General features: G+C 37.8%; 11 protein-coding genes. 5 read left to right on the forward strand and 6 right to left on the reverse strand.

Annotated features, from left to right (window positions below):
• Positions 1-69: 69 nt before the first annotated feature.
• Both recJ and dsbC read right to left on the reverse strand, forming a co-directional pair.
• Positions 70-1,815, reverse strand: coding sequence for a single-stranded-DNA-specific exonuclease RecJ (gene recJ / locus H4J52_RS17965; RefSeq protein WP_182225335.1), 1,746 nt, complete (start codon positions 1,813-1,815; stop codon positions 70-72).
• Positions 1,816-1,913: 98 nt separating this feature from the next.
• Positions 1,914-2,717: a bifunctional protein-disulfide isomerase/oxidoreductase DsbC gene (gene dsbC, locus H4J52_RS17970; protein WP_182181885.1), complete on the reverse strand. Its 804-nt coding sequence runs from the start codon at positions 2,715-2,717 to the stop codon at positions 1,914-1,916.
• A 342-nt stretch (positions 2,718-3,059) separates the two neighbouring features.
• Here dsbC and fldB point away from each other — a divergent pair, with 342 nt between their 5' ends.
• From fldB to H4J52_RS17990, 4 genes are all read left to right on the forward strand, one after another.
• Positions 3,060-3,608, forward strand: coding sequence for a flavodoxin FldB (fldB, locus tag H4J52_RS17975; protein ID WP_182181884.1), 549 nt, complete (start codon positions 3,060-3,062; stop codon positions 3,606-3,608).
• Between the two features lie 100 nt (positions 3,609-3,708).
• Entirely contained in the window at positions 3,709-4,950 is a 1,242-nt protein-coding gene (gene srmB, locus H4J52_RS17980) for an ATP-dependent RNA helicase SrmB (protein ID WP_182181883.1), read from the forward strand.
• Between the two features lie 187 nt (positions 4,951-5,137).
• Positions 5,138-6,229: a FecR family protein gene (locus H4J52_RS17985; protein WP_182181882.1), complete on the forward strand. Its 1,092-nt coding sequence runs from the start codon at positions 5,138-5,140 to the stop codon at positions 6,227-6,229.
• Positions 6,230-6,348: 119 nt separating this feature from the next.
• Complete coding sequence (locus tag H4J52_RS17990) at positions 6,349-9,198, forward strand: TonB-dependent siderophore receptor (RefSeq protein WP_182225336.1); 2,850 nt, start codon at positions 6,349-6,351, stop codon at positions 9,196-9,198.
• A 15-nt stretch (positions 9,199-9,213) separates the two neighbouring features.
• On the opposite strand, the gene H4J52_RS17995 is transcribed toward H4J52_RS17990, so the two are convergent.
• A complete protein-coding gene (locus tag H4J52_RS17995) occupies positions 9,214-9,681 on the reverse strand; it encodes an LPP20 family lipoprotein (RefSeq protein WP_182223406.1) in 468 nt (155 codons plus the stop codon).
• 44 nt (positions 9,682-9,725) lie between these two features.
• Positions 9,726-10,394, reverse strand: a complete 669-nt coding sequence (locus tag H4J52_RS18000) for a FlgO family outer membrane protein (RefSeq protein WP_182225337.1) — start codon at positions 10,392-10,394, stop codon at positions 9,726-9,728.
• Between the two features lie 194 nt (positions 10,395-10,588).
• On the opposite strand from H4J52_RS18000, the gene H4J52_RS18005 reads away from it, so the two are divergent.
• Complete coding sequence (locus H4J52_RS18005; RefSeq protein ID WP_182223337.1) at positions 10,589-11,752, forward strand: flagella assembly protein FlgT; 1,164 nt, start codon at positions 10,589-10,591, stop codon at positions 11,750-11,752.
• An 11-nt stretch (positions 11,753-11,763) separates the two neighbouring features.
• Here the strand turns inward: H4J52_RS18005 and arsJ are convergent, their stop codons facing one another.
• Together arsJ and H4J52_RS18015 are read right to left on the reverse strand one after the other, a co-directional pair.
• Positions 11,764-13,005 (reverse strand): organoarsenical effux MFS transporter ArsJ, encoded by a 1,242-nt coding sequence (gene arsJ / locus H4J52_RS18010; protein ID WP_182223336.1) that lies wholly within the window; start codon positions 13,003-13,005, stop codon positions 11,764-11,766.
• A gap of 137 nt (positions 13,006-13,142) precedes the next feature.
• Positions 13,143-14,168 carry an ArsJ-associated glyceraldehyde-3-phosphate dehydrogenase gene (locus tag H4J52_RS18015; RefSeq protein WP_182223335.1) on the reverse strand — a complete coding sequence of 342 codons (1,026 nt, stop codon included), beginning with the start codon at positions 14,166-14,168 and terminating at the stop codon, positions 13,143-13,145.
• Between the last annotated feature and the right edge of the window lie 42 nt (positions 14,169-14,210).

Consider the following 14,210-nt stretch of genomic DNA (forward strand, 5'->3'; position numbering starts at 1 on the left):
AATTTAATTGCTAAATAAACGATTTAACTGACTAAACTGGGTGAAAAAAAGTGAAGAATAGCCCACTTTTTATGCAAGGTACTCAACTATAAATTGCACACTTTGTTTACCGCGAAATTCATTAATATCGAGACGATAAGCAAGGTGTACTTGTTGAGTTTTGTGATCAGGCCAGCGGGTTAAATCGACATTAAAAGCAATCGCATCAAAAACTTGCCCCTCTTTTTCAATAACGAGTTTTAAATGCTTGTGACCAACAATACGTTGCTGTACGAGGGTAAATTTATCGTCAAATAACGGTTCGATAAAATTTTGTCCCCAAGGACCTGAGTCACGTAGTAATTGGGCAAAAGATAACGTCATTTGATTCACGGGTAATTCACCATCAGAAGATAGTGTGCCCTTGAGGTCATCACTGCTTAACCAGAGTTCAGCATATTGATTAAACAACTGCTGAAATTTTTCAAAGTTATCTTCGGCTATTGATAAACCAGCCGCCATCGCATGGCCACCAAACTTTATAATGATATTAGGGTGTTGCGTATCAAGATGCTCGAGTAAATCGCGAATATGCAATCCAGGTATAGAACGTGCTGAGCCTTTAATTTCGCTGACTTTTCCTGATTTATCTGGAGATAAGTCGTCACTTGTTCCAGCAAATACGATACTTGGGCGATGAAATTTTTCTTTTAAACGCCCCGCAACAATACCAATAACCCCTTGATGCCAATCCCTTTGGAACAATGAAATAGCATGTGGTAAGTTGTCGTTTGAAAAGTTTAAGCTTTTTAATACTTGTTCTGCTTCTTGCTGCATACCTTGCTCTATTTCTCTACGCGACTTATTTAAGTCGTCAAGATCTGCCGCCATCACTCTCGCCGAAGTAAGATCTTTTGCGAGCAAACAATTAATTCCGTAAGACATATCGTCTAAACGCCCAGCCGCATTTATTCTAGGGCCCAAAGCAAAACCAAAATCACTGGCTACTATTCTTTTTTGATCTTTCCCTGCTATCTCTAATAATGCTTGAATACCGGGTCGCGTAACACCTGCACGTATTCTTTTTAAACCTTGCTCGACAAGAATACGATTATTATTATCAAGGGAAACAACATCAGCCACTGTCCCAAGAGCCACTAAATCGAGTAATTGGGCAATATTAGGCTCAGCTATTTTTTTATCAACAAACCAATTCTTCTCTCGTAAATATTTGCGCATTGCCATCATAAAATAAAAAGCGACACCCACACCCGCCAGCGCTTTACTGGGGAAATTACAACCCACTTGATTTGGATTAATAATAGCGTCGGCATCTGGTAGCGTCATACCTGGTAGGTGATGATCGGTGACAATAACACTTAAATCTAATGACTTTGCTTTGGCAACCCCTGCAACACAACTAATGCCATTATCAACCGTAATTAATAGCTCAGCACCCTGCTTAGCCGCAATTTCAACAATTTCAGGGGTTAATCCATAGCCATATAAAAATCGATTTGGCACTAAAAACTGATAATTATCGCTGCCAAACAAACGTAATGCCTCCATCATTAACGCCGTACTTGTGGCTCCATCAGCATCAAAATCACCGATAATAGCAATATTTTTATTTTCAATTAATGCTTGATGTAAAACCTGACAGCCTTGGTTTATCCCTTTTAAACTTTCTATAGCACAGAGCTGGCTAACCTTCAGTTCAAGTTCACGCTCATTTTTGATACCTCGACTCGCATATATTTGCTTTATAAGTGGATGGAGATGATTTGGCAGGTGATTATCATTAAGATAAGGGCGACGAACAATTTGCTTTTGCATAAGAAGGGAGTCTAATAATTAATTTCAATGAAAGTAAGAGAAAAATGGCAGGCCAAGGCCTGCCATCTAAGTGAGAATGATTCATGGTGGTAGGTAAGTTATCCTGCGACTTTCATCTGTTCAAGTATGCCAATAAGTGCATCAGGCTCTTGATAGCCCGGTAACATCATGCCATTTTCTAGAATAACAGCAGGTGTACCGCTGACCCCCACTTGGCGGCCAAAGTTAAACTCATCTTCTATAGGCTTGTCACATATGCGCTGGGCAACATTCGATCCCATTTTAGCTTTCGTTAATGCGTCGGCTGGGTCTTCATGACACCAAATCGAGCGGAGATCTTTAAAGCCTTGTGAGTATTGCCCCGTACGGTCTTTCACGCCTGAACGCGGATAAGCCAAATAACGTACAGTGATCCCTTTGTCATTATATTCATCCATCTGTTCGTGCATTTTACGACAGTAACCGCAAGTAATGTCAGTAAATACAGTAACAACATGCTTTTCATTTTTTGCAGGATAAACGATCATTGAGTCAGCAAATTTATCCATGCCGTCGAGTCTAACTTGCGCTAAACTTTCTTCTGAATAATTAACAACTTTACCGCCTAAACCATAAAGTTTACCTTGAATAAAAAATTTACCGTCCGCACTTGCATAGAACAAACCTTGGTTAGTAACCAGCTCAACTAAGCCTGGCATCGCTGAAGGTTTAATTACATCAATTTCTAAACCTAACATTAACGTGAGCTTTGCTTTTAATTTAGCCGCATCAAAATGAGTGGTGTTATTGATGGTAGCGGTATTAGTTGATGCGTTATTTACAGCAACTGTTGGCTGTTCTCCAGCAAAGACTAAACTAGCAACACAAACTGCCGTAAGGGCAAGGGAAATTTTCTTAAACATTAATGACTTCCTAAAAGTAGAACTTATAACCAAAGAATAATAATCAACCTAATAGATTACACCAGATCGATTTAGCTATATAACATGACCGTTTTATTAGCACTAAAATTACAGTGAATTGCCTGTAAATGCAATAAACCTGACCATATCCCCGTATTAATAAATGTAAATAGGTATTTTATTCGTTACCATTAATTTGTAAAAATCTCCGCACTGATTGTTATGGGTATATTTTTTTTACTGGTTTGATATGATCTATCTGGTAAACTCTTATAAAATAGCGGCTTTAAAGTCAGCCCGTTCACATTTTTTTAAGCTCAAATATATTCTTAAGGTTCCCTCATGAAAGTTGGTTTGTTTTACGGTTCTACCACTTGTTATACCGAAATGGCAGCGGAAAAAATTCAACAATATTTTATTGAACACTCGACCATTAAACCACAACTTCAAGTCGAATTGTTTAATATTAAAGAAACTCCCCTAGATAAAACCACTGATTTTGACATCGTCATTATGGGTATTTCGACTTGGGATTACGGTCAAATCCAAGAAGACTGGGAAGGCCACTGGGACGACATTGCAACATTAGATTTATCTGGGAAAATTATCGCACTCTTCGGCATGGGCGACCAAATAGGCTATACCGAATGGTTTCAAGACGCATTGGGCATGTTACATGAGCAAGTAATCGCCCAAGACGGTTTTGTGATAGGTTATTGGCCAAACCAAGGCTATGAATTTGAAGCATCAAAAGCGCTCACCGAGGATAAGAGCCAATTTGTGGGTTTATCATTAGATGAAGATAATCAATACGAACAAAGTGATGAGCGCATATCGCTATGGTGTCAGCAAATTCAAGGTGAAATCGCTGAAATTATTGAAAGTGAATAAAAAATCAAAATAAAAGGTGACTATCTCAAATAGCTTTAGCTAAATACCCTTTTTCACTTTATAATTCACCGCAATATTACCCTGACCGAAATTATACTTTATGTTTGAGCAATTTGACCTAGATTCAGCACTACTAGGCGGCATTCAAAATGCCGGTTATAAAAAACCAACCTCTATTCAAGAGTTGGTCTTACCTGTCGCCATGACCGGTAAAGATGTTTTAGCTTCGGCGCCAACCGGCACAGGTAAAACAGCTGCTTTTATATTACCTATCGCTCAACATTTATTAGATTACCCGCGTAAAAGCCCAGGTTTTCCTCGTGTACTTATTTTATCTCCAACGCGCGAGCTTGCTATTCAAACCAGCGAACAATGTACGCAATTAACTGAATTAACAGACATTAAAACAGGCTTAATTACCGGTGGTGTTAGTTACGATAGCCACAAAGACGTACTAACAAAAAATACCGATATTTTAGTCGCAACACCCGGTCGTTTACTCGAATATCTTGAATCAGAACAATTTGAAGCACGTGACATTGAAATTCTTGTGCTTGATGAAGCAGACCGTATGCTTGATATGGGATTCTCTGATGCAATTAACCGTATTGTGGGCGAAGCTCGCTGGCGTAAACAAACAATGCTTTTTTCAGCAACACTCGAAGGTGCTGGTGTTTTACGTTTTTCGAAAGAAGTACTTAACGAGCCCGTATTCTTAGAGTCTCACCCTTCACGGAAAGAAAAAGCTAAAATTCATCAATGGCTTCACTTAGCTGATGACAAAGAACATAAATTTAAATTGTTAATTAACTTGTTAAAACAAGAAGGCTTCGAACGGACGGTAGTTTTTGCCAATAAACGTGAAACCGTTCAGCATTTATCAGGAAAACTATACGCAGAAGAAATTCCTTGTGCATGGCTTGAGGGTAAAATGCCACAAGACAAGCGTAATCATGCCATTAATCGCCTGCGTTCTGGTATGGTGAAAGTACTCGTTGCTACCGATGTTGCTGCGCGTGGTTTAGATATTGACGACATTACCCATGTTATTAATTTTGACATGCCCCGTAAAGCTGACATTTATTTACATCGTATTGGCAGAACCGGCAGAGCAGGTAATAAAGGCACCGCGATATCTTTAGTAGAAGCGCACGACATGCCTGTAATAGCTAAAATTGAACGTTACATGGACGAGCGATTAACACGCAGAAATATTGAAGGCTTAAAGCCACAATATAAAGAGTCTAAACTCGCATTGAAAAAGCCAAAAATAAAAATAAGTAAGTCACAGAAAAAAGCTAAGGCGAAAAAACAAGCGAAACGTGCAAATAAAAAGAAATAAAGGTAGAGTATAAAAATAGGTAGATGAGGTATTGAGTATGTACCCCTATTTATTATTTCGACTTATTAACATATCTACAGTAAGACCTGAATGATATAAATACAGTCGTTTGCTATTAAGCAAGGATGCCGGCATGGTCGAATAAATATATCGATGTTTGCGTAAATTGAATTAACACAAGATATTTATGATGACTAAAATACAATGTAATAGTGAAATAGAAGTGCAAGCAAAATATTGGTTATGGCGCGTTGAACAAGGTTTATCGCAGCAGGAGCGACAAGCCTTTGTTGCTTGGGTAAACCAAGATAACAAGCATCATTTAGCATTGCACAAATATTCGCCTTCAATAAAGACCTCTAAATTATTTGCTGAGTTCAATGGCTTATTCCCGTTAGAAAAAAAACATTCAAACAATACTCAAAAACTATTTAAACACTTATCATTAGCTGCCAGCGTTATTTTTTTTAGTATGCTGACCAGTGAAATATTTTTAAATAAAAGTTTATTCTCATTTTTTCAACAAACTTCATCCGCAATTGTTTACCAACAGTTTTCTACTAAAACAGGTGAGCAAGCCAGTTTTAGCTTACCCGATGGTTCACTTGTTCACCTCAATACCAACAGTTTACTCACCCTAAGTTTCAGTGATAATCATCGCCAATTAAACTTGGTAAAAGGTGAGGCTTTATTTGACGTAGCAAAAGATCAATCCCGTCCATTTAGTGTCACTTCTGGTCAACAATCATTTACCGCTTTAGGCACCATTTTTAACGTACAGAAAAATGATAATAATCATCTAGAATTAATTGTTACTGAAGGGCGAGTATTAATCGCTGATTCTAATGAGCCACTCATTGAATTAACGCAACAGATAGCAAATACGGTTCAATTTCCTGAGAGAAACAACATTGTCATTGCGGGTGAAAAAACAGTTATAGCCAACAAAATTCAATTACCAAAAAATAAAATTTCGCCGCTAGCACTCTCCCATGAGCTTGCCTGGCAAAAAGGCATGCTTATTTTTGATGGTGAAACACTCGCAACGGCCCTTGATGAAATTAGCCGCTACACAGACATAAGGTTTACGATTCAAGATCAAGAGCTTGCCAAAATAAAAGTTGCGGGTTACTTTAAGGCTGGTGATGTTGAGACCTTGTTAGATTCCATTAGTTATAACTTCGATTTAACATATACAAAGACTAATAATAACAACGTATTGATCACTAAAGCGATTCATTCAGCAACCTTAGGGCCAACAACCTCAAGTACGCTATAGATTAGTGCGATGAACAAACATTATAAATAACAGGTGATCTTTTTGTATTCCATGATAACAATCAGAGCACTTGTTCAGATATTACTACCCTCTTCATTTAAAGAAAGAAAAAAAAGCGAATGAGCTATCCTTTAGCAAAAAAATTCAACACTTTCTCTTTATTAATCTTCATTACCTCCTCATTGACTTTTAGCTTAGTGAGTCGAGCTGACATATCAACGATTACGTCAAAAATTATTTACTTTAGTGTTGACGCGCAACCTGTTGACCAAGCATTAATTAAACTTGCTCAGCAAGCTGATCAGAGCATTTTATTTTCCTATGATTTAACTAATGCTTTAAACAGTAAAGCGATAGATGGATATTACTCAGTTTCTTTAGCTTTAAGAAAGCTGTTAAAAAACACTCACCTTATCGCTCAAATAAATGCTAAAGGCCAATGGTCTATTAAGCAAAAGGTTAAGGTTGAGGGTTATAAAGATACTAAGCCAATAATTAAAGCTAAAAAGAAGATAAAGTCTATTGAAAGAATAGCGATTGTGGGTAGCCATATCAATGGTAGAACAGTAAAAGACTTGCCTGTTCCTGTTGATATTATTTCTGGTGATACTTTACGCAATAGTGGCCACACAAACCTTGGCCAAATGTTGCAAGCGCTTGTGCCTTCTTTCAACTTTTCTCGGTCAGCAATAAGTGACGGTAGTGATGTATTACAGCCAGCAACTTTACGGGGATTAGGACCGGACCAAACACTTATTTTATTAAATGGTAAACGTCGTCATCAAGCGAGCTTAATTCATATAAACAGCTCTGTTGGTCGAGGCACTGCTGGAACAGATATGAATGCTATTGCAGTAAGAGCGATCAAACGAATTGAAATTTTACGAGACGGTGCCGCTGCTCAATATGGCTCTGATGCAATAGCGGGGGTGATTAACATTGTACTCAATGATAGTAGCGACCAATCAACCTTAGAAACATCTGTTGGTGCATATAAGCAAGGCGATGGTGAAGACTTTACATTATCCTATACGCAGGGTTTAGCGTTGAGTCATGATGGTTTTGTCAATGCTACCTTAAGTTTAGTTGAGCACCAAAGTACTAATCGGTCTGGATTACATGGTGCCTGCCAGTTTGACCAGTGTGTTCAAGTAGAAAATGGTCATTGGCAAACCAGTGATCCTCGGGAATTATCCGCTAGCAGGGAAACATTTCGAATAGGTGATCCCTCTTACCAGCAACTTTCTTTTGCGGCAAATAGTGAGTTAGAGCTAAATAAAGGACAACTTTATGGTTTCTTAACCTATTCACACCGAGAAAATGAATCGGCTGCTTTTTTTCGTCATAATGCAAATACTCACGAAAACCCAATCTTAGGCGATAGCAGTGCTGCTATCCCACAAGGTTATTTACCTAAAATAAATTCAGATATAGAAGATATTTCATATAGCCTCGGCTATAAAGTTTCTTTTGATAATGACGCTACTATTGATATTTCATATACCTATGGGAAAAATCAAATAGACTACACCACGAGTGATTCACTGAATGCCTCTTATGCTAACTATCTATTATATACCAGTGATTTAACAACAGATGAGCTTCGTACACAACTTCCTTGTTCTGCCTTTGCCTACGGTTTGTCATTATCACTAGAGACCGTTAATTTATTATTTAAAAAAGATTATGAAAATTATTCTCTGGTATTAGGCGCTGAGTTTCGCCAAGACAAATACGAAATAATACCCGGAGAAGCATACAGTTTTGAGGATTATGATACAAAAAACCATCAGCCGTTGTTTGAGCATGATGCGGCGGGGGGTATTCAAGGCTTTCCCGGTGTTTCACCTGAACTTGGCGTTAATGAAAGCCGGAATGTTGTTTCACTTTTTGCTGAATCTGTTACGCAAATCAATGATTTTTTACAACTTAGCGCGGCTGTCCGCTATGATGATTATGATGTCTTTGGTAACAGTAGTAACTCTAAAATTGCGGCTCATTGGCAGGTAAACGACAACATTATTTTACGTGGTGCTTATAGCACTGGTTTTCGTGCACCTTCGATGCAACAAATGTACTTTAATAACATTAGCACACAGTTTATTGTTGACGAAAGTGGTTCACTGTTAAGTGAGGAAGTGGAAACATTTAGAAATGATAGCACCTTAACAACTCGCCTTGGTGTCCCTACACTTAAAGAAGAAGAGTCTGACAACCTCAGTATAGGTTTGATTTACAGCCCTACTGATAATATTGATTTAAGTGTTGATTTTTATCAAATAAATATTGACGACCGTATCGTTATTAGCAGTAAATTAGGCATGGGAATATCTCATTTACTTGATCAAGCTTTTATCGAAGAAGGTGTCACCAAAGGGCAATTCTTCTTGAATGGGGCGGGTACAAAAACTCAAGGTACTGATATTGTCGCCTCTTGGCAGACTCAAGCTTTAGCAGGGAATATTAATTTCACTCTGGCTGCAAACTTTACAAATACAGAGGTAACAAAATTATTTACACCTAGCCACAGTACGTTACACACAATTGCGGTTGAAAAGATTTTTTCAGAGCAAGATATTTCTATTATTGAAGAATGGCAACCTCGCAGTAAAGTAAGCTTAAACACTCGTTATAAAAACCTATATTGGACAGTAAATTTATTACTCAACCATTATGGTAAATACACGATAACAGATGGAGGTAAACAAACGTATAGTGAAGAACTTTTGACTGACGTTTCGATTAATTATCAAGTGTCAAAAAAGCTTTCTGTTACTTTAGGCAGTCATAATTTATTCAATGTCATGCCTGATGTAAATAGCATAGGAAACTCTCGAGGTGGCACAATTGAAAATGAACAGGGCGATATAATTGTTGAAAGTACGGGGGTTTTTAAATATTCGCGCCGCTCTGCTCCTTTCGGTTTCAACGGCGCCTATTATTATATGAATTTACACTATGCTTTTTAGGCTGTGCTTTGCCTCTTAATAATAAGTCACGTCTTTAATTTCACGCTTGGGTGCAGAAGCGACATATATATTGTAAACATCTTCAAAATCTAAACTTAGCTCTGTGGTGTAACTGTCGCCTACCGGGTAGCTTTTTATCACTTTAGCTGCGCGAATAATGCCATAAACTGATGCCGACACCTCGTGCTTTCCTAGTAATAATTGTGACATGGTCATTTCACCATTTATTTTTTGTCCGTAGACTTGTTCAGCAAGTTCCGCATAAGCGGCAAGTTTTGACGCATTAATAGCCATCAGCATCCGCTGTGTCTCATGTTCTGAATTTTGCAAACTGATCGGTGCTTGTCCAATAGCCCGTAAGACAGGGAAGGTTTCAGGCTTCACACTTTGCCACTGTACATGTTTATCATACACACTAGAACAGCTCGCGAGTAAAAAACCGACCCCCATAAAAAACAATAAATTAAGAATTATTTTTTTCATCATAAATACCAAACGTTAGCCCTAAATTTATTTAAACAAATTAATTAATTAACAATTTCAATTGACCGTTCATCTTCAGCCAACATAACGCTGTTTCGAATGATTAATCCGTCTTTTATGCGCACACTTTCATCTTGATTAATTTGTTCGCCGATGACCCAACTTGGAATAAATGATTGCGCGGTTGCAACAACGACACGTGATTGCATACCAATCATACGGGCGTTAATCATCACACCATTTTCTTGTTCCATCATGGTACCCGTCACTACGTAGTCAATAATCTGGCGTTCGGGTAATTCTTTCCAGTCACGACTAAACACATAATCACCTTGGGGAGTTACACGAATATGTCCTGTGGTTTTAAAATCAATAACCACTAAACCATGACGTTGTAATTCATGAACAAAGTTTTCTGATATTTGGTTACCTAGCCAATTGGTTGACTCAAGATCTGCTAACTCAACAAAAGAAGCAACCGCAATAGGTGTTTTAGGATTAACAAAAGAGCTACTTTCAAGCATCTGATAAGTAAGACCTTTAACAACATCAGCTATTGCATGTCGAGGTAAATTAAAGCTGTCAATTTCACCTCGTACTTCTTGCTTTGATTTATAAAAGTCATCCTCTTCATTCATCATATTCATTGATGAACATGACATCAACGTTGGAATAAATAATGGAATAAATAATGGAATAAGCCACTTTTTCATTGAGCTCCCCTTAATCGCCATTAAGCGAATAATAAGTCTAATAGTAATATCGATAATCGACATTAAAGAGTATATGGCAAATATAAAGCACAAATCGCGCCAATGTATGTAACTATTACTGTATAAAATAAGTGGGCATAGAAACTGCATATTCACCTATTAATAATAAACCCATTTTTACTGACGGACATCTTATGCGCTTATTTATATTAGCTCTTCTTTTATTTTTCATGACTAATTCAGCTATTGCTCAATGGTATGAAGCACAAGGCAAGTCAGTAATAATGCAGGGAAACAGTGAACGAGCAAAAACATTAGCCATGGAGAATGCGTTAAAAAAAGCGCTGTTGGTTGCTGGTGCTTCTGTTTCAAGTGTTCAAAAAACGGTTAACGGATTATTGACACAAAATGAAATTAATATTCGCGCAAGTGGTACGGTTAACTCCTTTGAACTTGTCGATGAAACCTATGAAGGAAATTTAGTCACTGTGACCATTCGCGCTGATATATTTCCACAGAGCAAGCAGTGTTTTTCTTCAGATTACCGTAAATCATTATTAATCACACGCAGTAACTTAATGCATAGAGAACAGGCAAGCATTGGCAAAATTTATCCTATTGATAGTAAGTTGATGGAAAAACTTGCGTATAAAATTAATAATCAAGGCATTTACCTAGATACAAAATTATTGTTAAAAGAAAAAGCGCAATTTTCACGCTTAAACAATAGCTTGCAAATTGAAGCCATAAAAAACTTAACCATGTCGTTAGCGAATATTAGTGACACTCAATATGTGATGTATTCTGAAATTAATGATATTAGCTTTGAACAAGCAACCACTAACGGCTGGCAATTTTGGCAAGAAGATTTTTTTAACCGACAGTTTAGTGTCAGCCTATATATTTACAACGGTAGTAATGGCGAATCTGTTTTCAATAAAAAATACCGCAGCTCCGCCCCATGGGAATTCGGCAAACGTCAACAAGTTGATGTTCACAGTGAAGTTTTTTGGCAAAGCCAGTATGGTATGTCTATCGAAAAAGTATTATCTGATATGATCATCGACATAGACGAAAATATGATGTGCCAGCCTACTCGTGGCAAGATAGTACAAGTTTCAGGTAATTCATTAACAATTAATTTAGGTAAACGACATGGCGTAAAAATTGGTGATGAATTTTCTTTATTACACTTAAATAATATTATTACCGATGCAGGGAAAACCTATGCCGGTTTTAATGTTAGCCCTTATAACGTTAAAGTAACGCAAGTATCTCAGCAAAGTGCGCAAGCTGTGACCACTGATGAGCAATTACTGGGTAATATACAGTTAAATGATTTAGCGGTGCGTTACTAATGTTATTAGCGCTATGAATGTGTAAGAGAAATTCTTTTAATAAGTAGCGCTGAAAGTACTGCAAATAATGCAGAAATGATTAAACACGTTATTAGGTCTGTAAATTGGTAGATAACACCTGACATTACGGTACCTAATAACCGGCCAAGCGCATTAGCCATATAATAAAACCCAACATCCATTGAAACACCGTCTTCTTTTGCCATAGCAATTATTACATAACTATGTAGCGCTGAATTCACGGCAAAAACCACACCAAAAACAAATAAGCCAACGATGATAATAATTTCAGCGTTAATATTGAGCGTTGGAGCATAGAACATCAACAGTGCTAATAATAAAGTAACACCTGATAAAATTCCTCCCCAGCAGAAGAGTAAATAGCCATTAATATGATGTTGGTTATTTTTAATAAAGACCTTAGGTGTTAACCCTTGAACAATACCGTAAGCAATAACCCATAGCGCCATAAATATACCCACATCGGTGTGTTGCCAACCTAAATGGCTTACCAAATATATTGGCAGTGCTACAACAAACCAAACATCTCGGGCAGCAAATAAAAATAAGCGCGCTCCGGCTAAATAATTCAGCGAAGCATGATTCGAAAATATCTGCTTAAATTTAACTTTGTCTTTAGCTTTGCCTAAATCACCTTGCAACACAATAAGACTTAAGACAAAAACTATCGCTAAAACGCTTGCCATAATCAACATCGCTCCAGAGAAACCGACCGTGCTTAACAACAATGCCCCAAGAAAAAAACCAATGCCCTTTAAGGCATTTTTTGAACCGGTAAGATAGGCAACCCAGCGGAAGAGTCCATTTTGATATTCATTCTCATTACTTGAAGAAACCAGCGTTTTAATACTGCTTTTAGCACTCATTTTATTAAGATCTTTAGCAATACCTGACAATGCCTGCGCCAGCATTACCCAGACCACGGTTAAATACTGTTCAGGCACCGTAAGCATTAATAAGGCAATTACTTGGGTAAACAACCCAATATTCATGGTTTTATTTAAGCCAATACGTGCGCCTAACCATCCACCGACGAGGTTAGTTACCACCCCAAAGATTTCATAGAATAAAAATAACATCGCGATGGCAAGTGGGGCATAACCTAAATGGTGAAAATGCAATAACACCAGCATACGTAAAGCGCCATCAGTTAAGGTGAAAAACCAATAGTTAGCGGTAATCAATAAATATTGTTTTACCGCACTTGGCAGTGCGGTTAATTTTTTTAACATAAAAGTATCAGTATTGTGCTCTGCAACCAGCACGCCTGCTTTTTGTATGACTCATCATACAAATCGTTCAAAAATAGCAGCAAGCTATTATAATTTTTAGCCGACTAAAAAAGCCAATAATGGTGAACTCTATATGACTACTGATTAATATCAGAAAGCCCAACGAGAAGCATTAGCTCTGCAGCTCGATTCGCATAGCCCCATTCATTGTCGTACCATAAATACATTTTAAGTTGTGTGTCGTTAACGACCATAGTTGATAGCGCGTCAACAATACATGAACGTGGATCAGTTTTGTAATCAACAGAAACCAGTGGCCGCTCTTCATAGCCAAGAATACCTTTTAATTCGCCATGCGCGGCAGTGGCCATGAATTGATTAATTTCATCAACCGTTACAGCACGGTTGAGCTCAAAGACACAATCAGTAATCGAGGCATTAGCTAATGGAACTCGCACCGCATGGCCATTTAACTTCCCTTTAAGCTCAGGAAAAATATGCGTAATGGCTGTTGCTGACCCAGTAGTTGTTGGGATTAAACTTTGCCCACAAGCTCTCGCTCTGCGTAAATCTTTATGAGGCGCATCAAGGATAGTTTGCGTATTTGTAATATCATGAATCGTTGTCATACTGCCGTGTTTTATACCGACACTGTCTTGCAACACTTTAACCACCGGCGCTAAGCAATTAGTTGTACAAGAAGCTGCGGTAACTATTTTATGCAGTTCTTTATCATAAAGGTGATGGTTAACACCCATAACAATATTTAAAATACCCGCTTCTTTTACCGGCGCTGTTACCATGACACGCTTAACGCCTTGTTCTAAATAAGCGGTTAATAGTTTAGTGGTTTTAATTACCCCAGAGGCTTCAACAACAACGTCACACTGCGACCAGTCAGTTTCACCGATGGTCGAATTTTGGCTCATATTGATTTTATGCTCGCCAACATCATCACAAACAATTATTTGATTATCTTTGACCTGTGCATCGAGCGTCCAGCGACCATGAATCGAATCAAAATTGAGTAAATGCGCTAATGTTTTAGCATCGCCAGCGGGATCATTAATCTGAATAAACTCTACTTCAGGCCACTGCCATGCTGCACGTAAAACTAAACGCCCTATTCGACCAAAACCATTAATACCTACTTTGATTGTCATGACTTATTCCTATTTATTAATGTTTATTAATGTTTATTACTA

It is taken from the genome of Colwellia sp. MB02u-14, assembly GCF_014076915.1.
GTDB lineage: Bacteria > Pseudomonadota > Gammaproteobacteria > Enterobacterales > Alteromonadaceae > Colwellia_A.